The sequence below is a fragment of the Carnobacterium sp. GW821-FHT04C06 genome (genome assembly GCF_059420345.1).
This window is the reverse complement of sequence record NZ_JBWKTN010000004.1, coordinates 188461-212750: the sequence shown is the minus strand read 5'-3', so window position 1 is coordinate 212750 and position 24290 is coordinate 188461. Positions and strand designations below refer to the sequence as shown.

The 24290-nt window shown below is 37.0% G+C and carries 15 protein-coding genes; 11 read left to right on the top strand and 4 right to left on the bottom strand.

Going from position 1 to position 24290, the window contains the following annotated elements; translation table 11 throughout:
* The first annotated feature begins 44 nt into the window (after positions 1 to 44).
* Complete coding sequence (locus AC07SW_RS08345; protein WP_135023033.1) at positions 45 to 905, top strand: aminoglycoside 6-adenylyltransferase; 861 nt, start codon at positions 45 to 47, stop codon at positions 903 to 905.
* A 53-nt stretch (positions 906 to 958) separates the two neighbouring features.
* Here the strand turns inward: AC07SW_RS08345 and AC07SW_RS08340 are convergent, their stop codons facing one another.
* Positions 959 to 6196 (bottom strand): S8 family serine peptidase, encoded by a 5238-nt coding sequence (locus AC07SW_RS08340; RefSeq protein ID WP_494632651.1) that lies wholly within the window; start codon positions 6194 to 6196, stop codon positions 959 to 961.
* 234 nt (positions 6197 to 6430) lie between these two features.
* Here AC07SW_RS08340 and AC07SW_RS08335 point away from each other — a divergent pair, with 234 nt between their 5' ends.
* From AC07SW_RS08335 to AC07SW_RS08320, 4 genes are read left to right on the top strand one after another with little or no spacing between them, the layout of a single operon-like run.
* Positions 6431 to 7114 carry a FadR/GntR family transcriptional regulator gene (locus tag AC07SW_RS08335; RefSeq protein ID WP_494632650.1) on the top strand — a complete coding sequence of 228 codons (684 nt, stop codon included), beginning with the start codon at positions 6431 to 6433 and terminating at the stop codon, positions 7112 to 7114.
* Between the two features lie 32 nt (positions 7115 to 7146).
* The gene (gnd, locus tag AC07SW_RS08330) at positions 7147 to 8127 is read left to right on the top strand and encodes a phosphogluconate dehydrogenase (NAD(+)-dependent, decarboxylating) (RefSeq protein ID WP_135023031.1); all 981 of its coding nucleotides are present in this window, start codon (positions 7147 to 7149) and stop codon (positions 8125 to 8127) included.
* Positions 8128 to 8139: 12 nt separating this feature from the next.
* The gene (gene gntK / locus AC07SW_RS08325; protein ID WP_494632649.1) at positions 8140 to 9678 is read left to right on the top strand and encodes a gluconokinase; all 1539 of its coding nucleotides are present in this window, start codon (positions 8140 to 8142) and stop codon (positions 9676 to 9678) included.
* 25 nt (positions 9679 to 9703) lie between these two features.
* Positions 9704 to 11053 carry a gluconate:H+ symporter gene (locus AC07SW_RS08320; protein ID WP_034568327.1) on the top strand — a complete coding sequence of 450 codons (1350 nt, stop codon included), beginning with the start codon at positions 9704 to 9706 and terminating at the stop codon, positions 11051 to 11053.
* A 42-nt stretch (positions 11054 to 11095) separates the two neighbouring features.
* On the opposite strand, the gene AC07SW_RS08315 is transcribed toward AC07SW_RS08320, so the two are convergent.
* From AC07SW_RS08315 to AC07SW_RS08305, 3 genes are all read right to left on the bottom strand, one after another.
* Positions 11096 to 11308, bottom strand: coding sequence for a hypothetical protein (locus AC07SW_RS08315; RefSeq protein ID WP_119908470.1), 213 nt, complete (start codon positions 11306 to 11308; stop codon positions 11096 to 11098).
* On the bottom strand, positions 11305 to 12339 hold the full coding sequence (locus tag AC07SW_RS08310; protein WP_494632648.1) for a WxLIP family cell surface protein: 1035 nt from the start codon (positions 12337 to 12339) through the stop codon (positions 11305 to 11307). Before AC07SW_RS08310 ends, AC07SW_RS08315 begins: the two co-directional genes overlap by 4 nt.
* Before the next feature lie 69 nt (positions 12340 to 12408).
* Positions 12409 to 13089, bottom strand: coding sequence for a WxL domain-containing protein (locus AC07SW_RS08305; protein ID WP_494632647.1), 681 nt, complete (start codon positions 13087 to 13089; stop codon positions 12409 to 12411).
* A 349-nt stretch (positions 13090 to 13438) separates the two neighbouring features.
* On the opposite strand from AC07SW_RS08305, the gene AC07SW_RS08300 reads away from it, so the two are divergent.
* From AC07SW_RS08300 to AC07SW_RS08275, 6 genes are all read left to right on the top strand, one after another.
* Positions 13439 to 16906, top strand: a complete 3468-nt coding sequence (locus tag AC07SW_RS08300) for an immunoglobulin-like domain-containing protein (protein ID WP_494632646.1) — start codon at positions 13439 to 13441, stop codon at positions 16904 to 16906.
* A 482-nt stretch (positions 16907 to 17388) separates the two neighbouring features.
* Positions 17389 to 21168, top strand: coding sequence for a pectate lyase-like adhesive domain-containing protein (locus AC07SW_RS08295; RefSeq protein ID WP_494632645.1), 3780 nt, complete (start codon positions 17389 to 17391; stop codon positions 21166 to 21168).
* An 11-nt stretch (positions 21169 to 21179) separates the two neighbouring features.
* Complete coding sequence (locus AC07SW_RS08290) at positions 21180 to 21527, top strand: LPXTG cell wall anchor domain-containing protein (protein WP_051915582.1); 348 nt, start codon at positions 21180 to 21182, stop codon at positions 21525 to 21527.
* Positions 21528 to 21547: 20 nt separating this feature from the next.
* The gene (locus AC07SW_RS08285; protein WP_034568338.1) at positions 21548 to 22312 is read left to right on the top strand and encodes a WxL domain-containing protein; all 765 of its coding nucleotides are present in this window, start codon (positions 21548 to 21550) and stop codon (positions 22310 to 22312) included.
* A gap of 28 nt (positions 22313 to 22340) precedes the next feature.
* Positions 22341 to 23099, top strand: coding sequence for a WxL domain-containing protein (locus AC07SW_RS08280; protein ID WP_135023025.1), 759 nt, complete (start codon positions 22341 to 22343; stop codon positions 23097 to 23099).
* 79 nt (positions 23100 to 23178) lie between these two features.
* Positions 23179 to 24282, top strand: coding sequence for a WxLIP family cell surface protein (locus AC07SW_RS08275; RefSeq protein ID WP_034568340.1), 1104 nt, complete (start codon positions 23179 to 23181; stop codon positions 24280 to 24282).
* Positions 24283 to 24290 lie beyond the last annotated feature (8 nt).

Sequence of the window (24290 nt, the reverse complement as noted above, 5' to 3'; positions counted from 1 at the left end):
ATGTTCATAATGAAAGTATTAATTTGATAGTAGGAGGAAATGAAATGCGAACAGAATCTGAAGTGTTACAGCAAATCAAAGCATTTGCAATGGAAAACGACGACATTAAAGTAGTTGCAATGAATGGATCTCGTGTCAATCCAATGGTTCCAGAGGACTCATTTAAAGATTATGATTTGGTTTTTTTTGTAGAAAAACTTGAACCTTATCAAAGTCAAAAAAATTGGTTAACAACATTTGGTGATATTTTAATTTTATGTGAGCCTGAAATTGATGGTTTAGGAGAGCCATTATTTACTGATAAGGAAGGATATATTTTTCTGGTGATTTTTACAGACGGTATACGAATGGATATTCAATTAAGACCTGTGTCTTTGTTAGCTAGCTATCTAAAGGAAGATTCCTTGACTAAAATAATAATAGATAAAGAGCAACGAATGCCATTAAAACCTGTTCCAAATGATTCTAATTATCATGTTCAAAGACCTAGCGAAGAATTGTATCAAGCAAGTTGCAATGAATTTTGGTGGCAAGTATTAAATGTGTTAAAAGCCTATCATCGAGATGAATTACTTGTGGCGGTTTATTATTTAAACTTGACACGTAGTGAGTTGATTCGCATGCTATCTTGGCAGGTGGGAATTGAAACGGATTTTAGTTTAAGCTTAGGAAAAGAGCATCACCTATTGCAAAGGTATCTACCAAAAAAAGAATGGAAAAAGTTACTAAGCAGTTTTGATACTACTTCAAAAGAAACGCTTTATGAAAGTTTATTAATTATCCGAACACTTTTTAAAGAAGCTTTACGAATGGTTGGCAATTCATTGAATTACTCCGTTGAAGATGGAGAACTGATTGTGGAAAAATTTTTAGAAGCTCATTGTAAGAATCAGAATTTTAAATAGCGCAAAATAAAAGCACAAAAACCGATAGTAAATCGATTTTTGTGCTTTTTCGTTTATGCGGTTACTTTTCTTTTAACATAATAACCAAACGTTACAAGGATAAAAAGGGCACCTATCAAGATTGGAGAATTCTTGTTGCTTTCACCTGCTTGTGGAAGAGTGGATGCTTTAGTGTCTTTCTTGTTTGTTTGATAAGGCGTTAAATCAGATGGTAATGTGGAGCTTGGTGAAAGTGGTGTTGCTGGTCCAACAGTATCTACTGGTTTTTCTACTGGAGCTGGTTGTTGAGTGTCACTTGGTTTTTCCAGTGACGGTTGCTCAGGATTTGAAGGATCAATTGGATCTGTTGGTTTTTCTTGTTCTGGAAAGGCGATAGCTGTTTTAACAATTTCGCTTTCATTTCCAGCATCGTCGTAGCTTTGTGCCCAAATTTCTGTAGACGTTGCTTGTTCAAACGAGGCGGTGTAAGGGTGGTAAGTTTGCCCTTGATCTAAGCTATAACGAAGATGAGTAAATTGCTGTTGTTGCTGAGTCAATTCTTTTTCGTAGCCAATCGTAACGAAAACAGGAGCCGTAAAGCTTAGTCCACGTGTTTTAGAGGAGACAGTAATAACGGGTTTAGCAGCAATCTCAGGTTGAATCGTCGTCACTTCATAGACCGCTACTTCAGACTTATTGCCATAACGATCCGTGGCATAAAAGAAGACTTTTTGATTGATTGCAATCGCTAATTCTTTTGTATAAGGCTCGTAATGTTCACCATCGTAGCTATAAAAAAGGGTTTCCTCGTCATTAGCCGTTGCAATTAACGTTACTGCTTGATTGGTTAAAGCTGTAGTACTCGGTGTAATAGTTGGTGCTTTCAAGACTTCATTTTTATAGAAAACGGTGATTGCTTTGCTAGCTGTATTTCCCAAGCTATCCGTTAAACCAACCTGCAAATGATTTTCTCCATCAGTTACTGGAACTTCATAATCGAAAGCAGCCGCTGGTTTTCCTTCAAAGAATTTTTCATCAAAGGTATCATAATTAATGTCTGTATGAATGTTTTCATTGTTGACAACTAATTTATAGCCGGAGAAATTATCGGAAATCAAGCCTTTTAAATGGAACGGATTTTCATTGGTGTAAACAGAGTAGGCCCCCTTTTCATCAACCGTCAATTGATCTAACTGTAAGGTTGGCAAAACGGTGTCGACAATGACATAATACCCTTCATTAATAAGCGGTTTTCCATCGTTTTCATGATTAGATTGAAGGTAAAAAGCCACGCTGTGTTTCCCTTGTTTTAGTTCAATTGGAAAACTAAAGGTTAATGTAATTGGATCATAGTCAACCTCTTGTTGGTTGATTGTAAAATGATCGACTTTTTCACGTAGTCGCCCTTTGATTGTATAAATTCCCGTTGCCGAGTCGTAGCTTGGATTGCCAACACCAACCGAAGTGATGCCATTGACGTTGATGTTTTCGAGTGAAAGAAGCTCTGTTTGTTGGTAGCCAGTTGTGGTGAGCAGTCTTTTTTCCACTGTTTGGTTGCCGTATTCATCTGTTGCACGAAGGGTAATTAAATTTTGCCCATGAACAAGCTGCAGGGTGGTTTGAAAGCTACCATCTGGTTTGATTACAGAAGTTAAATCCATTTTTGCAGAATTGCTTGACTGCTCAAGTTCGAGTTTTTTTGTTGTGTTTCCTGTAGTACCAGTAAGTGTAGCCGTGGTTTGATTTGTTGTACTACTTTCTTGATCTGGATTGATAATGGATAATACTGGTTTTTGTGTTGAGACGGTAATTGGAACTTCTTGAATCACTGATTTTCCTTCAAGATCATTTGAAAAAATCAGGCTTTTTGTTGCATTAGTTATTGGAACCGCAACTTTAAAGAATCCATCTGTCGTAGTGGCTTTGATCCCATTGACTGCTAAGTCTTGCGGATAAGCGCCTTGAATAGTAAACGTTTGGTCAGCGTCTGAAAAACTTGCTGTATTGCTTGTAATGACCTGATTATCTGTAAGGTTGAATAAAACGAAGCCAGCGTCTGTACCGTATTGCAAATAGTGATTTTGATAGGTGGAATTTCCGGCGTAATCTGAGATCATGAGCTCTACTTGATTTTGTCCCGCCTTTGGTTTTTGCGAATCGTTCAAAGGAATCGAAACGGTACCTGCTGTTTGATTGCTGAGGTCATAGGTTTCAATCTTTCCATTTATGGCAACCGTTACGGCTCTTAAATCCACACCACTTAATTGATCGGTTAGGTTAACCTTTAAGCTTGGAGCTTTCAGAGTATCATCAAAGCCAAGTTTTTCAATGTTAGGTTTTGTCGTATCAACTTTAATAGGCAAATACATTTCTTGAGGTTTTGCCTCGGCAAGATCAGCTTTAGCCACCACTTTTAATTGATATTGACCGTCGGGCACAACTTCATTGTTCCCAGTTTTAACATTATAAATCGTTCCATCCCAATTGGCATCTGTGATAGTGTGTGATGAGAAGCGACCAGCTCTAGCATTAAAAGTATCCTTACGAATTTGTTTTTCTTCGGTTAAACGACGTAAAACTTTTTTATCTGCATCGACTATTTCGTAAGTGACGTTTTTAGCATTACGTAAAAAATTAAAAGTTGGTTTTGCTTCATCCTTGCGTCCATCTTTATTTGGTGAAATGGCCACTAATTCAGGATCAATGGTGTTGTTTTTTAAGCCTAAGAAGGTATTGTTTTTATCTGTAAAATAACCGAAGCCTTGAATGGATGCTTGATCATAAATCGGTGCATCAATAACAGGAGCTAAACTGTAGTCACCATAAAATCCAACAAAGGGTATTGTTAAACTTGGTTGAGTGTCACTTGTGAAACCAATATACCCTTCGACGAATTGCTGTTTTGCAAACGATGAGGGCAAGTCTAATTGAAGCTGAATCGTTTGTGTTTCACCGGGTTTTAAAGTGACACTATTTTTGGATGTTGTGAGTTTAGCATCGTTGATTTTTGTTTCATAAACTTCAGCGGTACTTGTTTGAGCCTCTGTATAAACACCTCCAAAATCAGTGAATTGATACGTAGCAGCTTTAGAACCGTTATTTTGTAAGGTCACTGAAAAACGAGTATTTTGCTCAATTTGTTTTAGTGCTAACGCACCATCGCCATCTGTTGAGTCTGTTAAACTGGTTGTGTTTTCGATGGCTTTGTCTACTTTGATTTGCCCAGCGCCTTGTCGGCGTGGTGAAATAATAACCTCATCGTGGTTTTTATCTAACATTGGCAAGGCTGTATTCATAACGGATAATTTTGCAAAACGAGTGAGCTCAATGCCACTTAAGTCTGTTTTTTTCTTTTTTAAGGCTTGGTATACAAGCGCTTGAGAACCCGCAACAAATGGAGAAGACATTGATGTTCCACTTTTTGTTTGGTAGGAATTATTGTTAACTGTTGAATAAATATTTCCTCCTGGAGCAGAGATTTCAGGTTTGAATTCCAAATCAGGTGTTAGCCCCCATGATGAAAAATCAGACATTTTTCCTGTTTTTGGATTGGCGAATTGATAACTGCTGATGTCAAAGCTAAATTGTTGCGTAGTGTGTTGTTTTGCTAACTCAACTAACGCATCCCCATCTTCTTTTGTAAGGCTCAGTGTTAAGTAGCTTGGATCATCAAGCTGCATATTAATAGGCGGACTATCGGGTGTATTGTTATAAATGAGAGCTGCCTTAGCACCATGTTCCTTAGCGATTCGTTGTTTATCAGAAAAGGCAATGGCTCCCCGTTGGATTAAGACGATTTTATTTTTTACGTCTTTGTCTTGATAGTCTCGTTCTGCACCGACGCCCACCTCAATTAAATCTGTTGGCTGATTTAAGATGCTGGTATCAGCTGTTGTAGCATTTGAAAAAACAATCGCACCAGATGGAGAAGTGGATGTTTCCATTTTGTGAGGGTGCTTAGTCCCATCAGCATCTACTAATTGAACCAGTAAACCTTCGCTTGTAATAGACGTATTCTCAGCAGAAGCAACCGTTAAAGCTTCTGTTGTGACGCCAGGAGACCCTAGTGTTCCTGTGTCTAACGTTCCTAATTTATTTTGTGGATTAACACTTGTATTATCAGTGGTACTCATGCTGCTATTTCCTGCCGAAATAACCGACAAGACACCTGCTTCAGCCGCTTGTTTAATGACCAATTGTTCAGGTGAGTTAGGATCAACGGTACCAGAAACAGATCCTAAGCTCATATTCAAGACGTCTGCTCCTAATTTAACGGAGTCTTCGATAGCTGCAATCACATCATCATCTAAAGCGGTTGCCACACGAGTATTATTTGGAAAAACCTTCATTGCGAGTAGCTGTGCTTCTGGTGCAACCCCAAGAACCGCTTTTGCTGGATCATCGCCGACGCCATTTGCAGCAACAATGCCAGCAACGTGCATCCCATGCATGCCAGTACCTGGATTTGTATCGACAATATCTTCGTTGTTATCAGCGTAGTTGTGACCAAAAGGAACTTTTCGAGTAAAGGCTTGACCATAGCCAAGCTTTTTAACGCTTCCGGCTCCAGCATCAAGAGAAATTTTTTCTTTTGTATCATCTGATAGTCGTAAGTCTTTATGGGTTGGATCAACACCAGAGTCAATAATTGCAACAACCATGCCTTCTCCTTTTAATTGATGTTGTTCCCAGACTTGCTGGACGTTTGCTAATTGATTTGCATCAATGGATGTTGGGGAATAAACCTTTGCAGCAGAAACGGCTTCTACGCCGTCCATTGCTTTAATCGCATCAACATCTTTGTATTTTGCATCGATTGAAAAAGCATTGATTAAGTAACCAAATGAACGATCGCTTTTATTTCCGGTTAATGATTCGATTTTATTTTTAATGGTTGTTTGACTTTCAATAACGGAATCAGCTGCTTGATCAATTGATTGAACAGAAGATTTTGACCCCGTTGGGACATCCAGACGTTCAATTGCAGCATCTTTTTTTAATTGAATGATTAATCGAATTTCTTGATTGTCGTCAAAAGAGTTTTCATTAAATTGGTTCATGTCAAAACCACGACTTGCTAACTGGGCTTTTACATTTTCTTCAAAAGCTTTTTTACTAAGATCATGGATAGAATCTTCGCTTTTTTTGTGAGCCTCCATCAACTGTTGATAATTGGTTATTTGCTGTGGCGGTGTTGCTTTTTCGCTCCAAGCAGTTGCTGAAAAGGTACTAAAACCAGTAGAAAGCATTAAAATCGTTAGTAAAAAACGACTCCTTCTTTTGCGCTTTCTTGTGTAACCAAACTTCTCCATTTTAAAATCCCCCTTTTTACTTTTATGATAGTCAAATAAAAGTATTAGGTTTATTCTAATCTAATTTTAATTATAATTCAATTGATTTTTAATAATTTTTGAAAATTCAGTTAAATTGGTCTATTAATCTTCTATTAGTAAGAGTTGATTCAAGTCAAGGAGTTGAGTACAATAATAGAAAGAACCAGCGGACTAGAGCCTTGAACCGGTTTAGCTAAAAAGGAGAGCACAATTATGTTGGAAAGCAGTCAACAAAAAGGTCAGTCATTAGCACAACAAGTGGCAAGTAAGATGGAAGAGTTCATTAAGGAACAGCGCTATAAAGTGGGAGATAAGCTACCAAATGAATTTGAACTAGCAACCGAATTAAACGTTGGAAGAGGAACGATTCGAGAAGCCATTAAATTATTAGCTGCACGAAATGTTGTAATAATCCAACGAGGAAAGGGGACATTTGTATCTGAAAACCCTGGTTTGACAGAAGATCCACTTGGTTTGAGCTTTATTACAGATAAAAAAAGGCTAAGCCACGATTTAATGGATGTTCGTGTGATGATTGAACCTGAAATAGCCAAATTAGCAGCAGAACACGCGACTCCTGCTGAGGTAGAAGAAATGGAAGCGATATGTTTAGCGATTGAGAAGCTGATTCATGAAAATAAAAACCATGAAGAAAAAGATATCCAGCTACATTCGGCTATTGCAAAAGCGAGTAAAAATGTCGTAGTACCTAGTTTAATTCCGATTATTCAAACGGCCATTTCGTTATTTATTAATTTAACCAATCGAAGTTTAAAAGAAGAAACGATTGACACCCATCGACAAATTGTGGAAGCGATAAAAATTAAAGATGGTGAGGCTGCTAAAAAGGCAATGCAGCGACATTTAGGCTACAACAAAGATGAATTAAATATTTAAAAAAGCATCCAAACTCCAGGGATGTTTTTTTTATGGTTGACATTCGTTTTAGAAAGCGTTATCATTTTTATAGACATACGACGTATGACGTCTCGAAAATAGATCAAGGAGTGACGATGATGAAAATTGGCATTATTGGATTAGGCAAAATGGGCATTAATTTAGCAGAAAATTGTGTGGATGCAGGACATCAAGTTGTGGGGTATGATTTACACTTACCTCAATTAGCTGAAAATCAAAATGAAATGACACTGGTCAACCATTTAAGTCAAATGATTGAAGAACTACCGCGTCCACGAATTATTTGGTCAATGGTACCAAGTGGAGCACCAACAGAAGCTATTTTTCAAGAAATGATGACACTCCTTGAACCGGAAGATATTTTTATTGATGGTGGGAACTCTAATTATAAGGAGTCTGTGATACGTGGCAAATTAATGGCAGAAAAACAGCTTTATTTTTTTGATGTAGGAACTTCTGGTGGCATGAAGGGCGCTCGAGAAGGCGCTTGTTTTATGATTGGTGGCGATGAACACATCTTTAAACAAATTGAACCTCTTTTCGCGGGAATTGCAGTTGCCGACGGATACTTATATGCTGGAGCAGTTGGAAGTGGACATTATTTAAAAATGGTTCATAACGGGATTGAATATGGAATGATGCAAGCCATTGGCGAAGGTTTTGATCTTTTGGAACATGCTCCTTATTCGTTTGATTATGAAAAAGTAGCGAAGGTTTGGAATAATGGTTCGGTTATTCGTTCATGGTTGATGGAACTGACTCAATCCGCTTTTAAAAAAGACCAACGTTTAGAAGAAATTCAAGGAATCATGTATTCATCAGGTGAAGGCAAGTGGACAGTTGAGGAATCTTTAGAACAACAAGTGGCTACGCCGATTATTACAATGTCTTTGATGATGCGTTATCGCTCGCTTTATCCAGATACGTTTAGTGGAAAAGTCGTTGCAGCATTACGAAATGAATTTGGTGGTCATGATGTTGAAAAGAAATAGGGGTGGAGAAAAATGAAAGATTATGTCATTGGTGTAGATATTGGCACAACAAGTACGAAAGCTGTTTTGTATGATAAAAATGGAAATGTTAAAGGATATGCTAATAAAGAATATCCATTGTATCAAGAAATACCAGATATGGCGGAGCAAGATCCGGATGAGATTTTTGAAACTGTGATTGATGTTCTAACAGCGGTGGTTAGAAAAAGTGGAGCAGATGTGGCTAGAATCGCTGGGGTTTCATTTTCAAGCGCGATGCATAGTTTAATTTTGCTAGATGAAGAGAATCAATTGTTGACTCGTTGCATTACATGGGCGGATAATCGCGCTTATCATCAAGCAGAGGAACTAAAAAATTCAGCTGCAGGCTTAGCAATTTATCACCGGACAGGAACACCGATTCATCCGATGTCGCCTTTAAGTAAAATCTTGTGGCTAAAAGAGGAACATCCTGACTTGATTCAACAGACGGCTCATTTTATTGGGATTAAGGAATATGTGTTTTATAAACTATTCAGTCAATTTAAAGTGGACTTCTCAATTGCATCGGCAACAGGCTTATTCAATATTCACGAATTACGTTGGGACGATGAAGTTCTTGCGCTTTTGGATATTTCCAACGAGCAACTTTCTGAGTTAGTTGAAACTGATCATCAAGTAATGGGGTTAAAACAATCTTATGCTGAAGTTATGGGATTGCCGATTGACACACCTTTTATTGTCGGCGCAAGTGATGGCTGTTTATCTAATTTAGGAGTCAATGCGATTGATGGAAAAACTCTTGCCTTGACAATTGGTACGAGTGGAGCTGTTCGGATGGTTACCGATAAACCTGTGACAGACGCTCAGGGTAGAACGTTTTGTTATGCTCTTACAAAGGATAAATGGGTGATTGGTGGGCCAGTTAATAACGGGGGAATTGTTTTCCGCTGGGTAAGAGATCAATTATTTGCCCCTGAAAAAATTACTGCAGAACAAATGCAAGTTGACAGTTATGAAATTTTAACACAGATTGCAGAAAAAATTCCAGCAGGTTCAGATGGATTGCTGTTTCATCCTTTCTTAGGAGGGGAACGGGCACCTCTTTGGGATGCCAACGCAAAAGGCTCTTTTATTGGCTTAACAACGAGACATACAAGAGCACATATGGTGCGAGCATCACTTGAAGGGATTGTTTTTAACTTATATTCAGTGATGTTGATTTTGGAAGAGCTGGTTGAACGACCAGAAAGAATTCATGCCACAGGGGGATTTGCTCGTTCTGCATTATGGCGTCAGCTATTAGCAGACATATTTGAACAAGAGGTTTCCATTCCAGAAAGTTATGAAAGTTCTTGTTTAGGAGCAGCAGTTATTGGAATGGAAAGTCTAGGCTTGATTGAATCCATTGAGGAAGTGTCCTCGATGATTGGGGTAACGAATCAACATATTCCTAATGAAGCTCATTTTCCAGTCTATCGTGAATTATTGCCTATTTTTATCCGCACTACTCGACTGCTACAAAGTGAATTTCAAGCGATTGCCGATTTTCAACGAAAATATACTCATTAGCATCAACCACTAGGAGGGAAAATAGATGGAATTATTAATAGTAGGTTTAGGTATTCTAATTCTTTTGTTCTTGATTATGAAGGTGAAGTTAAATACATTTGTTTCTTTAGTCATTGTTTCCATTTTAGTCGCAGTTGGGTTAGGAATGCCGTTAACGCAAATTATTACCACTGTTGAAAATGGTATTGGTAGTCAGTTGGGCCATTTGGCATTGGTCTTTGGTTTTGGAGCAATTTTAGGTAAGTTAGTGTCAGATGCCGGCGGAGCATACCGTATTTCCACAACCCTTATTAATAAGTTTGGTCGTAAGAAAATTCAAATTGCGGTGTTAATTGCATCATTTATTATTGGGATTGCGCTGTTCTTTGAAGTAGGTCTTGTCTTACTAATTCCGATTATTTTTACCATTGCAAGTGAGCTAGGGATTTCAATACTTTACTTAGGAATCCCAATGGCTGCAGCCTTATCTGTCACTCATGGTTTTTTACCTCCTCATCCAGCTCCAACAGCGATTTCAGGAATTTATAACGCAAATATCGGTATGGTATTGCTTTATGGTTTTTTGATAGCGATTCCAACAAGTATTATTGCAGGTCCGTTATATACAAAAGTAGCACAAAAACTTGTACCAGATGCATTTAATCGCACAGGAAATATTGCAGCTTTAGGAAAACAGAAAAAATTTGTTCTTGAAGAAACACCAGGTTTTGGAATCAGTACATTGACGTCATTATTCCCAGTTATTTTGATGGCGCTTGCAACATGTTATGAACTGTTAAGTGGTGGAAAAATCACAGAAAAATCTTCTATGTTTGATCAAGTGATTGCTTTTATTGGCACTCCAGGTATGGCAATGCTCTTATCCTTATTGTTTGCAATCTATACGATGGGGATACGTCGCAAACAAACAATGCCAGAAATTATGAAATCAGCAGAGGAAGCCATTAAACAAATTGCAATGATGTTATTGATTATTGGTGGAGGAGGAGCCTTCAAACAAGTGTTGATTGACGGTGGTGTCGGAGATTACGTGGCACAATTATTTGTCCACTCAACGTTATCCCCTTTGATTTTAGGCTGGGTAATTGCGGCAGTTTTAAGAATTTGTCTAGGTTCTGCAACAGTAGCTGCATTGACAGCAGCTGGTTTGGCTGCGCCTTTAATGGCAGCTACTGGAACCAATCCAGCATTGATGGTGATTGCTACTGGAGCAGGCAGTTTGATTGCCTCTCATGTTAACGATGCAGGTTTTTGGATGTTCAAAGAGTACTTTAACTTATCCATTAAAGAAACATTTGCTACATGGACCGTTTTAGAGTCAATTATTTCAATCGTGGGATTGATTGGTGCTTTGACTTTGAATTTAATCGTCTAATTTAAAAGCTCAGATTCTTATAGAATCTGAGCTTTTCGTCTGTTAAAAAGAATAAAAAACAAGTAAAAATGCCACTAACATCAATTCTAGTAACGTAACTAAAAAAAGTAAGAGGATAGGAATCCAACTTTTTTTAGAGGTTTCAGGATGTTTATGATGATAAGTGATTTCTTGATGGTAAAAATAAAAAAATTCAACGAAACTAATTGTAACGAGAATGGCGCCAAAAGCGATTAAGTAATACATTAAAGTCATCCAGCCTTCCTCCTACGATTTCGTTTATTAAGAACAATCAATAATATTCCCACGCTCAAACTGCAACTCGCAAAAAGAATGACCCAGAGTTTAGGCAAGACAAAACGATCAATCGCGTTGGCATTTAATTTTTTTGCTTCTTCTTTTTTTATATCAAAATCAGTTGACCAAGACCATGAGTTATCAGCGCTTTTTGCTGTAGTATGAACGGTGTATTTACCTGGTTTCATATCCGTGTTTCCCCAAGGAATTTGAAAATCCATTACAGAATTAGGTGCAAAGGTAGCGGATTTAAGCTGACTTTTTTTTAATACTTCTGTTTGATTTTTTTTGGTAAGTGTTGCATGGATAGTCACATTGTTGGCGATAGCAGGAGTGGTGTTGGCAATTTTGATATTGATGGATCGATAGTCATTTACTAAATCTGCCTTTGCACGAAGCAGATTTAAATTTGCTGAAACATATTTTTTTTCAGACAGCATCAGTGCAGTAATATAAGAAAAATTGTTGGTGAGCTGAGCTTCGTCTTGTTTGCTAATTTTTAACTGAGATTCAATTCCACCAAGAAGTACCCCTTGGAAGTGGTTATCAGGAATTTTAATATATATGGAAACGAATCGGTTTTGATACGGTGGAATAACTACATCCCGACTTTCCTTAGGAATTTCCACCAATTTGGTAATAGTTTGTTCTAATCGATAGGATTCAAGACCTGATCGATCAGAGTATTCAATTAATCCATTACGATTCGTTTTAGCTAAGTGGAATTTATTTTCAACCGTGATTTCTTCATTGGTGTTATTGTGCAATTCAAGTTGGATTTCTTGTGAAAAATTTGGAGTGACTTCTAAATCGAAGTATGAATTTTCAGGAGTGAGTTGGTTTTCTGGCAAAAGAGCTTTGACTGTAAAGGCAACAGATTGATTATTGCCTTTTGTTTCGGCAACACTTAAAGAGGGGAACCAATAGAAACTAAGGAATAGAGAAAATGTCGTAAGCAATACAAGGAAAACGGATGGTTCTTTTTTCAAAATAGTAGGACTCCTTTAATTCATTGCGTAAGAACTTGATTAAATTTCCTACGCAATGCTGATAGTTTATTAAGGTGTTTGATTTGGTCCAGCAGTTAAGGTCCAAGTAATTTTTCCAGCATAATCGTCGCCAACTTTTACTTTTGCCAAATCTGCTACCTTTAATTGAAGCTGATCTGCAGGGATTAAGGCTTGCCAAGCTCCAGCGCCTTGACCTCCTGTAGCATCCACAATCAAATCAGGTGTACTGTCATTTGAAAGAAGAATCGCATCATTTGGAATAGGAGTAACGGTAGGACTACCTACAGTTCCGCGAATGCTCTTCATGGAAACGCCGGGCATTGAAATCGCTGCACCAGATAATGCACCTTGAGAACTACTAGTAAGTTTACTGCTGATTTTAGCGGTAAGATTCCAGCCAACATGTGTTCCACGTACATCTTCAACTTCAGTATAATAAGTAGGAGAAGTATCTGCTAAGGGAATAGAGGCAGCTCCTGTTGCTATAGCAGTACTTTTAAAGTTGAACAATTTAGGAATACGCATTAAAGCTAATGAGGCTGCTTCATTTCCTGTACCGGGGTTTGATGTATCGGATGGATCTGTTGTTTCAGGTGGGGTAACCGTTCCAGCTAAAAATTCAGCTTGTAGGTCTGTTGTTCCTTCTTGGGCATCTGCTGCTAAAACGACTGACGTACTTAAAAGAGTTGCAGTTGAAATCAAGCCGATGATAAGTAATTTTTTTTTCATTTTTTCCTCCTAAAGTTTATAATAGCTGAATGCTATCATCTTTTTGTTGCGTACTCCAACGAGTGTTAACGATATTTGGAATACATAGCAAACATAGCAAGTTCTCATTCTTTTTACAATTTCTTAATTTCCAATCTCAAGTGTCAAAAATAAAAAAAGAACAAGCTTAAATTGTTGTTTTTTTTAGATAAAACTAGATACCTAAAGCTTTTACAAGGTTAAAGAGACTTTCATTTAAGGAAGAATGTAATTGTTCTCTTTCTTTTTGTTGATTGACTAAAATGTTTAATTTTTTATACTGATAGAGAGAAACTAAAAAAGACATTAAAAAGAAGGGGGGAGTTTAGCAATGAACGTAAAAAAATTGCTACTATTTCTACTACTAGTCACGAGTATTTTTTCATTAAGAATTGTTTTTGCAGTTGAGGAAGAGCCATTCTTAGCGGATGAAAAAAAGTTGTGGGAGCTATCGCCAGAAATTGATCACGCACAGGGTGTATTTAAAGGTGGGGCCATTGATGTTAATGCTGAAAATAGTTATGATCTTTCAGGTACTAAAAGCTCAAATAGTTTAAATTCCCTTAACTTTTCAGAAAGTATAGCTTATGCCAGTAACGGAGATGCTATCGTGATTGGTACGACTTCGGTAGAAGAGGTTCAAGGGATGCCAATTCTTGACGAAAACAATGAACCTTATTTATTTGCTACTAACAAAATTGCTACTATTGGTTTTGTTGCCCGAATCAATCAAAAAACTAAAAAAATTGTTTGGATTAAAACAGTTAAGGAAACAGGTTATATCGCTGCAAGCAATCGTGGTACTCAATACACGTATTTAGCAAAATCTGATGATGGCAGCTTTATTGTGGCTGGAGCACAAACTGGCGTTGCTCCTACTGGAGGATCCTACCCTATTGTAAAAAAAATAGATGAGAATGGCACCGTTCATTCTAATTTGAAATTATCAAAAATTCTAAGTTATGATATGAAATACTCTAAGGCGCTCGCTGCAAAGGAGGTCAGTCGTGACGGAGAAACGTTTATGCAAGTGATTGTAGCATTACGTTATGAAGATAAAATTCTATCGGTCTTAATTGATAAAAACAATCAACCGATTGCTGTTGAAACAATTGATGCAATCGGCTATAAGGAGGATCCAAATCAAGCCTATCGAGGAAGCTTTGTAAATAAAGACACCTTTTTTTTTATTACAATAATTTTAAATCACAAACTGTATGCTGTTAAAATAGAAAATGGAACTGGAAAATCAGAATTAATCCCACTTTCGTCAGAGATTATTTTTCCCAAACAGGAACCTATCTCTAATTATGTTGTCGCCTCAGATCAGTCAGGTATTTACTATTTTATCGCAGTACAAAAAACGAAGATGGTTATCTCTAAGTATGATTCCACTACGAACCAAGTTAACGACACCAAAGTATTTGCAACAGAAAATTCCAATTTAAATACATTTAAATACTTAGCAGGTAAGGGATTGGTGATAGGCGGAGACAGTGCAGGAAATGATGAAATCGTCCCCAAAATCGTATCTAAAAAAACAAGCTTTTACACTATTTTAGATGAGCAATTGCAACCCAAAGAGTATCGCTTCCTTGAAACAACGCAACAGTCAAGTTTATTAACTTTCGTCACTTTGGAAATGGAAAATGGCGATGAAAAAATCGAAGCGTTTATTCGTTATGAAGGTATTGAGCCTGATAATTATATTCGTGATGTTCATTACCCAGAACCAACAGCGACGACAGCTATTAAAGATACTGCAACTCTGTTGATAGAATTTGGAATCAGCGATGCGCCACTACTTATAACAGGGACACCGATACTTGCGAATCTTTCGACAGAAATCAATTTAATGGAAAATGTTTCATCAAAAGGTAGTAGTGGAAAGGACTTAACGAGTACAATTGTTCATTCTGATTACCGTAATGTATTAGGCGTAGACACCGTTTACTATCAATCTAAATTGACGAATACGCTGAAAACAATAGGCTATCGTGAAATTCAAAAAATTAATCCCTATAAAGAATTTACATTACCAGTAGATGGAACGTATCAAGTTGGCGATCGTTTTGAGGTTCCAGTGATAGAGTCAACTGCCTTTAAAGGAATGGATGAAAAAAACCGACTGAGCTATTTAATTACTTCGGTAAGTGAGGAAGAAATCGGTGTCAACGTAACGATTTATCGAGAAGATGGAGAAAAAAAGTCAGCTACAATTCAGCACGATTTTGTCGTAAAGAAGAACAATCCTCTTGCTATTTATGGCGAAGACATTGTGGTAGAGCGAGGGGAGTATCAAGAATTAACCGAGATTATTCCCTTCTTTAATGCGGAAGCAAAAGACCAAGTGACTGGTGAAAATCGCACAAAAGAATTGACTTTTTTGTCCTCCAATTTAAATTTACAAAAAATAGGCAAGTATCAAGTGAAGGGTGGCATTGAAGACGTTGTTTCCACGGATTTTTTGATTTATGTAGAAGACACGCATCCACCTATTTTAGAAAGTAAGGCTGAAATAATCTATCAAAAAGGAACGGTTATCGAAGAAGAACAATTTTTTCAAGATATTCAATTGAAAGTAAACGAAGAAGCAGATACATTTTCTAATTTTGATGGAAGTATGTTAGAAGCAGTCGGAGAATATCTGATTGAAATAGTCTCTATTGATGAATCCGCAAATTTCACTTTTCATTATGTGACAATCAAGGTTAAAAATGCTCCTGAAATAAATGGAGATACGCAATTTATTGTTGAAGGAACAGACTATGAGCCTCTTTTACAGGAAGTAACGGCTAAGGATTATGATAATAAGGATTTAACGAATGGCATAACAGTTGTGGAAAACAATGTCGATCCCTCTAAATTAGGTGTCTACCAAGTAACGTATCAAGTCACAGATACCAATCACTTTACAACTACAAAACAAGTTCACGTTATTGTATACAATGACGATGATCATGGGAATCTTCAACAAGGCTTACCTGTTATTAATTTTACAAAAGGCCTTGAATCTATCAAAGTAGAACAATTTAGTGGCCCATTAGACTTGATGGCTATTTTTGGCATTGAAGGACTTGATAAAGTAGAAGGCAAACTGACAGATTTGATTCATATGACGTTAAATAATCAAACAATTACTACCTTTACGCCAGACAAGTTAGGAGAGTATCGGATTCATCTGAATCTAAAAAATGGTAAAGGCGATGCTGCAGTAGAAAAAATAATTACATTAACTGTCTATAAGGAAGATAGCCCTAATACAGGCGCAAAAGGGGAGCTGGTTCTACAAAAATTACCAGGCCATTTTTATTTTGAAACTGCAAAAATCCGCTCAACTACAACAAAAATAAAATTAGACAAGCAGGCAAAGAACCAGCAGGGAGATGCACTTTATTCCAATGCATTAACTGAAGGGTTTAAAATTAGAATAAAAGATCAAAGAGCTTTAAGTGAGGAGAATATGGAAGGATGGCAATTGTCTGCTAGCTTGAATTTTCTAAATAAGCAGAATAAGGATTTACGTCCAAAAGGTGCAAAAGTAGTTTTAAAAGCGAAAGAAGCTGAAATCTTCCATATAAACTCAGACCATGAGACCCTTTCTGAGTTCAGTCCATCCGAAACATTTGAAATCAGCAATGATAGGACAGAAACCTTGATTTCAGCTGTTAAAGAAGGTCAGGTGTCGAAGCAAGTGGTGATTCCTTTTGAAACTGTTGAGCTATCAATCCCTCCTAATCAAATGCATCAAGGAGCTTATATGGGTGAAATGAAATGGCGTTTGATAGCAGGTCCTTAAATGTATAAAAAGTAATTAATTTAATAAAAAAGCTATTTTCTTTAAGTAGAAAATAGCTTTTTTTGTTTTTTTTACCCGATAAATGAATTTTTATTTAAGAGAAAAGGAGAGATTTTAAATTTCTAAATAAAATAACGATATATACTGATTCTGATATAACAACGATAGTTTGATTTTTGATTTTTTTTTTTGATAATTTTCCAAAAAGTAAAACAGTTTTGAAAAAAGACCTATGCTACTATTTTGTTATAGCTTAAAGGAAAGGGGACAGTGAGCAATTGATGTATAAAACTTCATTTTAAAAGGTGAAGGAAACTTACTTATTTGGTTCACGAGGGGGAGCTAAATAAAATTAAAACTTTACTAGTATTTTTCAATAATAGAAAAATAGTTGTAAAAGAAAGGAGAACAAGTTGAAATCTAAACATTGGTTAGGAATAGTTACAATAATAGGTCTGTTTGTTTTGATGAGCATAATCATTGTGAGAGGATTAAATTCTGATCCAACAATTAAAGCAACGCAAGAAGACCAACCAACTGTAAAGGGTCTAAGTTTACAGACAAATCCAGTTCAGGATTTGAATACCTCTTTTGATATCCAATTAGAACTACCAGCAGATTTAACAACGAAAGTAGAATTAGAAGTACCCCCACTTGTTTCTTTTGATGAAATTAAAGCAATCAAACAAAATGAACACGTAAAAGCAACTATTACTTATCAACAAGCAACGTCTACTGTTACCATTCAACCAAATCAAGAAGAACAAGCAGTAGCAACTATTGATGACGATGCGAGCGAGATAAGCAATATGGTTTTAAAATTGCCTTTTATTGCCAAAGAAATTGGTGAAGGAACCTTTAACGCAAAAGTAGCATCGCAAGAAACTATTACTCAAGAAGTTTCTATTGTAGATCCAGAACAAAAAGATGATGCGCCAGTTGATTCAACACTAATTACGGATTCAATCGAACCCAAAACAACAGAAAAGATATTGGAAGACCCAGCTTTTGAAACGATGAAAATCAACGCCTTAGCAGTTGAACCTCGTGCTGGAACTAATGTATCAACATGGGCTGAATTTATTAGCGCCTTGGGAAACGCGGCAGTATCAAGTATTAATGTAACCGCAGATTTAACTCGTGGAACAGGTACCGCAGCAGGTACGTACACGCGTTCCATCACTATTAACGGTAACGGTCATACAATTGATTTTGGAGCCAACAATGGCAGTATTACGTTAGGCGCTGGACCTGTTGGGAGTGTACTAGAACTAAATGACTTGACTGTAAAAAAAGCAGGAGCTGCAGCCATCGTTACAGCAACAGCTGCTAATAGTAGTAGATGGGAAGTTGTGGTTAGAAATGTAAATGGTGCTGAGACAGGGAATGTATCTAGTTTTATCAATGTACCCAATGGAACAATTACAGTTGATGGTGGAAATAGTACGTATAATTTAAGCAATGCGAATACAGTATTTACAGCCATGAACTTCAATGTAATTAATGGTGCTAAACTAAACTCTAGTGTCAATGGAAACAATTATTATTCAAGTGTTGCTGGTTCAAAAGTAACAATTAATGGCGGATCAGTTATTAATTTCTATAGTGAAGCAGATGTTGCCATGCAAATGACAGCTAGAACCGATTTTGAAGTGAGTGATCCCGGGACTCTGTTAAATATTGAAGGAAATTCGAATGCAACAGGTGATGGTGGGGCGTTAATTTCCATCGTTGGAGCAGGGACAGAAATCAATCTTAGAAATCAAGCGGAAATAAAAGTCCACAGCAAACGAACTGTAGCCATGCTAATGAATAGTTCGGGTGGGGTGTTTAATGTTTCTGGGGGATCAAAATTAAATCTTCAATCTGACAATAATGCGAATAATTTAGGAGCAACATTACGTTTTAGAATTTCAGGAAATATGACGTTTAACGTTAGTGAAAATTCAGAGATTAATATTACTAAGACAGGTGGAGCGGCACCGGCAGTCCGAATGTATGGAACGGATAACAAGTTTATTGTTAATTCTGGTGGAAAAGTGTCTATTCGAAACTATGGAAATGGGACACCTAATAATGGTGGAGTAGATGCAGGAAATCAGGGAATCTACTATACAGATAACAGGGGAGACTTTAATTTAACAGGCAAAGGATCTGAAGTAAAAGTAGTTGCTGATAATGGACCCGCTATTGATATGGGAACTAGAACGGGAAGTATTACAGCTGGAGAGGGGACGGTTTTTGTTGCCCAAGGGAACACAAGAGCAGCAACTTCAGGAATCTTTAATACTGGAGTCAGCACTATCTCAGTAGATAAACCACTTTTTTACGATTTTAGAAATGATCGTACAGGTGGTGGTTATGTTTTTGATGTGCGAGCAAACTCAACGTTTACCTCTACTCAATCTGATTTAAGTGTTTGGAACATCGGAGACAACCTAGATGGAGATCCTGCTAAAAACTGGTCATTATTTGATTATGTTTTATCTGGAGCCAACTTTGTCACTATCAATTCTACAAATGTACCAACGGAATTTAATACAAGTGCTAATTCATATGGATCAAAAGGAGCTTCTTCTTACTCACGAATGAGTGGAAATAATGCCGCTCCAATTGTAGATGAATTAAGAATGCCCACCAATGCGGATAAATCGATTTTTGGTCACGTAAAAGTTCCAATTGGGACAACGGATGGCCGTGATTCATGGACAGATGAGAGTTATGTGGTTGTTCAAGTAACCAAGCCTAATGGCACAGTATCAGAGTTTACTGCGCCAACGATTGGAATGAATAATAATAGCCCAGGTTTGAGTATCTATGGAGAAAAACCACGTGCAGGGATGTTTAAGATCACTCTACCCAATAATCAGTTTGTTGAAACTGGCGATCAAGTAAAAGTAATCAAAGCGTGGCGTGGTGTTAGTGATCCAAATTCAAATCGGAATCACAGTAGCTTACCAGAAGATTTGATTGCACCAGATCGAATTTCTAAAGATGTAACGCCACCAACACCAACAAAAATAAATGATGAAGCCACAATTAATAATGCAACTAAACAAATCTCAGGTCACTCAGCTGAACCGAATAGTTTAGTGAGTATTACAGTTAATGAGACAGAAATAACAGGATCGGCAATCGTTGCAAGTAATGGAAGTTGGACCTTTGATTTACCGAGATATTTAGAAAAAAATGACGTTGTGCAAATCTTCTTACAAGATCAAGCTGGAAGCGCGATAGGGGTTGACAATCCACCTGTGACAAATAATACAGTTGGAAATAAAAATCCAAAAACAACGTTAGCTTATCATGATGCAATCTTTGAAGCAGCACCAAAAGTAACCATCCAAGATGTATTACCTGATACCAACAAAGTGGTTAAATCAGTGTCGGTGAATAATTCTAACAATACAACACAAGTAGGATCAATCTTAACGTATACCTTAGATATTTCAAATAATAAAGCAGCAGCAATCGACACAAAATGGAAAGATATTTATGCTGTAGATACCTTAGATGTTGGATTAGATGTCGATTTATCAAGTGTTAAGGTGAATGGAAGCAACCTTCCAGCAGATAAAGTGCAATTTAATGAAACAACTAGGGAGTTAAAAATAAACGTCAATGATTTAAATACACAAGAAAGTGTCAGAGTAACATTTGATACAAAAGTGAATGCTAAAGGAATTAACAAAACCATTTTGAATACAGCAACAGCAGTTGGAAAGTCACCAAGAGAAGTCGAGCCCTTTAAACCAGGAGCAAACGATCCAACGGCTACTATGCAGACGTATCAAGCGGTATCAAATACGATTCCCAATCCAGGGGGTTCTGTTTTTGGAGTATTAGAATTCGTTTCTGCACCAAGTTCCATTTCATTTGGTGAGGATTTGAAAGTGTCAGCTAAAAATCAAATTTATGGTATTGAAACAATGAAAGACAACTTAACCGTACAAGACTCACGTGCCATTAAATCAAGCTGGACAATGACGGCTAAAATGGTTTCTATTTTAACAAGCACGTCAGGTCATGAGTTGCCAAATGCAGTTCGGTACTCATCAAATGGAGATTCAACCATTATCAATCAAACGGCAACAACGATTATGGAACATACCAATAAAAATGAAGATCCACTAACCATTAATGATACGTGGAACAAAGAGAACGAAGGCTTGATTTTGAAAATTGACGGTGGGAAAGCAAAAGCAGAAAGTTATTCTGGTACGATTCAATGGACACTACAAGATACTCCACCTAATAAGTAAGGAGGAAAAAGATGAAAAAATATAGTTGCTTAATCGCAGTCATCCTAATTTTAACTTTTTCCATGGGGGATAAAAAAGTATCTGCAGCTGAAACAAATGCGTATCAGTCTAATGGAGAAGTTGAATTTTATGGGGTCTATGAAGAACCAACAGAAGAAGAAAACCCAGTGGTTGACCCTACTTTACCAAGTACAAATGGGCAAGTTAATGTACCAGTAAACAGTGGGGTGACCAACGGAGCTAAATTACCACAAACAGGTGATCAATCACCAATCAGTTTTTTTGTTATCGGGGGAGTCATTTTATGTTGGAATGGATATTTGCTCTATCATCGATTTCAACTAAAAAATAAATTATAAAAAATTCGGGGGAAATAAAAATGAAATTAACTAAATTAATCACAACATCAGCAATTATCTTAACAGCACTAAGCACAGCATCAGTAGCGTTAGCAGCAGACGGCGGCGTATATGAATCAAACGGTTCGATTGAATTTGTGCCATTTGATGGTATTACACCACCAGTTGATCCAGAAAATCCAGACCCTAACAAACCGGTTCAACCAATCGATCCAACAAATCCAGATGAAAAACCAAATCCAGGAACAGCTGGACCGTTGAGCATTGATTACGCTTCTAGTTTAGATTTTGGAAAAAATAAAATTACAAACCGTGATGAAACTTATCATGCAAATGCAGTTAAATTAAGCGATGGTCGTTTTGTTTCAAACTATGTTCAAATTTCAGATAACCGCGGAAGTAATGCAGGTTGGTCATTGACAGTGAAACAAGAAGGTCAATTAAAAAATGAAACAGCGATGAACAAAGAATTGACAGGTTCAGTTATTAAATTGGTAAGTCCAGTAGCAGCAAGTGTTTCAGAAGGAATCTTAGCACCTAAAGTAGAAAATATTACACTAGATCCAACTGGTGAAGCATCAATGGTGATGAATGCAGCAGATGGAGCCGGTGCGGGTACTTGGGTTGACCGTTTCGGAACCGTTGAAGAAGTAACAGAAGGAACTGAAACCGTTCAAAAAAATAAAGCAATCACTTTAGAAATTCCAGGTAAAACACCAAAAGATGCAGTGAAATATACAACAAAATTAACTTGGACATTAACGGATACACCAGCAAACAACTAAAAAAAACAGTATAGGGGAGAACTTAAAAATGAAAATGACAAAATTAATGGCAACAACAGCAGTATTAGCAAGCACACTTGTATTAGGAAATGTAGTAGCATCAGCAGAAGCAGGTAAATTACCAGCAACATACGAAACAGATACAACGGTAAAATTTTCACCAAGTGATGAAATTACACCACCAGTAGATCCATTAGATCCAGAAAATCCAACAACACCAGTAGATCCAGAAGATCCAGATAAACCAATCAAACCAGGTACAAACGGACCTTTGAGTATCGATTTTGCGTCCCCACTATACTTTGGTGAAAACAAAATTGTTTCAAGCGATAAAGATTATTTCGCAGAAGCGCAACCTTTATCAGATGGAACAACACGTCCAAATTACGTTCAAGTAACAGACAACCGTGGAGGCGAACAAGGTTGGACATTACAAGTAAAACAAAATGGACAATTTATCTCAAAAACATCTAAACGTGAATTAACAGGTGCACAAATTTCATTTGCAAATGGTCAAGTTGCAACAGCAACGGATTCAAAAGTACCTTCACTTATTGCAACTGAGTTCACCTTAGTAGCCGACGGTACAGGGGCAGCACAAAATGTGATGACTGCAAAAGCTGGCGAAGGTGCCGGAACACATGTTTACCGTTCAGGAGATGATGCTGCTAAAGCAACAAGTATTAAATTATCAGTTCCTGGTAAATTGACTAAGCTTGCTGAAACCTATGCAACAACTTTAACGTACACTTTAACAGATGTACCCGGAAACGATACACCAGAATAAAGCTTACCCATTTTAATGATGGAAAGCATCGACAGCTACTAGGTCGATGCTTTTCATACTATATTTTAAGGAGCCAATCATGAAAAAAATAATTAAGTTACTTAGTATATTAGCAGTTTTGTTCGGTTTTGTTGGTTTTTATTCTAATGAAGTGCAAGGAGCAGAACTCAATTTTGCCGTAGAACCTGTTATTCCCGAAAATCAAATTGATAAAACCAAGACATATTTTGATTTGAAAATGGCACCTGGAAAAGATCAACTACTAGAAATAAAACTGAGAAATGATACGGAAAAAGATGTAATCGTAGAGCCCAAAATAACAAGTGCAACCACTAATTTAAATGGAGTGGTGGAATACAGTCCAACTAAAGAAAAACAAGATGCAACATTGAAATATCAGTTAAGTGATTTAGTAGAAGTTGATAAATCGATTAAAATACCCGCTAAAAGTAGTGTTGTATTGCCCTTAGCAGTGAAAATGCCGAAAGAAGAATTTGATGGCATTTTAGCAGGTGGAATTACACTACAAGAAAAACAAGATACTGAAGAAAAAACATCGAGTGACGACAAAGGCCTTTCAATTCAAAATAAATATGCCTATGTAGTTGCAATGGTTTTAAGTGTAAACGATAAGACAGTAGATCCTCTATTAAAATTGAACAAAGTAGAAGCAGGGCAAGTAAATGCGCGAAATGTAATCAACGCAACGATTCAAAATACAACTCCAGTCTATGTTAATCAGCTATCGGTTCAGTCTAAAATATCCTATAAAGACACTACCAAAACCTTATACAGCTCTTCAAAAGAAGGGATGCAGATGGCTCCTAATTCACACTTTGCTTATCCCATTTCACTAGAAGGGAAAAAACTGGAAGCTGGCGAATACACACTAGAAATGACAGCAAAATCTAAAGACAATGTCTGGAAATGGAAAAAAGATTTTACGATTTCAGCCGAAGTTGCAAAAGAGCTCAATACAAAGGATGTCCAAATTAAAGATCCTTCTTACTGGTTGTATATCATTATTGGTGTCATTCTATTAGCTATTGCACTTCTTATTTTCATCTTGTACAGACGTCGTAAGAAACAAAAAGAGGAAGCTGAAAGAAGAAAGAAAATGGCTCAAAAACGTAAAAAACGTAAAGCAATGGAAGCTAGAAAAAGACAAAACAGAAACGAATAAACCTAAAG

What these genes read in the sequence shown, in the direction of transcription:
- AC07SW_RS08300 (WP_494632646.1), top strand. Translation starts at nt 13,439, where the DNA reads ATGAACGTAAAAAAATTGCTACTATTTCTACTACTAGTCACGAGTATT.
- AC07SW_RS08275 (WP_034568340.1), top strand. Translation starts at nt 23,179, where the DNA reads ATGAAAAAAATAATTAAGTTACTTAGTATATTAGCAGTTTTGTTCGGT.
- AC07SW_RS08340 (WP_494632651.1), bottom strand. Translation starts at nt 6,196, where the DNA reads ATGGAGAAGTTTGGTTACACAAGAAAGCGCAAAAGAAGGAGTCGTTTT.
- AC07SW_RS08335 (WP_494632650.1), top strand. Translation starts at nt 6,431, where the DNA reads ATGTTGGAAAGCAGTCAACAAAAAGGTCAGTCATTAGCACAACAAGTG.
- gnd (WP_135023031.1), top strand. Translation starts at nt 7,147, where the DNA reads ATGGTTGACATTCGTTTTAGAAAGCGTTATCATTTTTATAGACATACG.
- AC07SW_RS08320 (WP_034568327.1), top strand. Translation starts at nt 9,704, where the DNA reads ATGGAATTATTAATAGTAGGTTTAGGTATTCTAATTCTTTTGTTCTTG.
- AC07SW_RS08290 (WP_051915582.1), top strand. Translation starts at nt 21,180, where the DNA reads ATGAAAAAATATAGTTGCTTAATCGCAGTCATCCTAATTTTAACTTTT.
- AC07SW_RS08285 (WP_034568338.1), top strand. Translation starts at nt 21,548, where the DNA reads ATGAAATTAACTAAATTAATCACAACATCAGCAATTATCTTAACAGCA.
- AC07SW_RS08345 (WP_135023033.1), top strand. Translation starts at nt 45, where the DNA reads ATGCGAACAGAATCTGAAGTGTTACAGCAAATCAAAGCATTTGCAATG.
- AC07SW_RS08305 (WP_494632647.1), bottom strand. Translation starts at nt 13,089, where the DNA reads ATGAAAAAAAAATTACTTATCATCGGCTTGATTTCAACTGCAACTCTT.
- AC07SW_RS08315 (WP_119908470.1), bottom strand. Translation starts at nt 11,308, where the DNA reads ATGACTTTAATGTATTACTTAATCGCTTTTGGCGCCATTCTCGTTACA.
- gntK (WP_494632649.1), top strand. Translation starts at nt 8,140, where the DNA reads ATGAAAGATTATGTCATTGGTGTAGATATTGGCACAACAAGTACGAAA.
- AC07SW_RS08280 (WP_135023025.1), top strand. Translation starts at nt 22,341, where the DNA reads ATGAAAATGACAAAATTAATGGCAACAACAGCAGTATTAGCAAGCACA.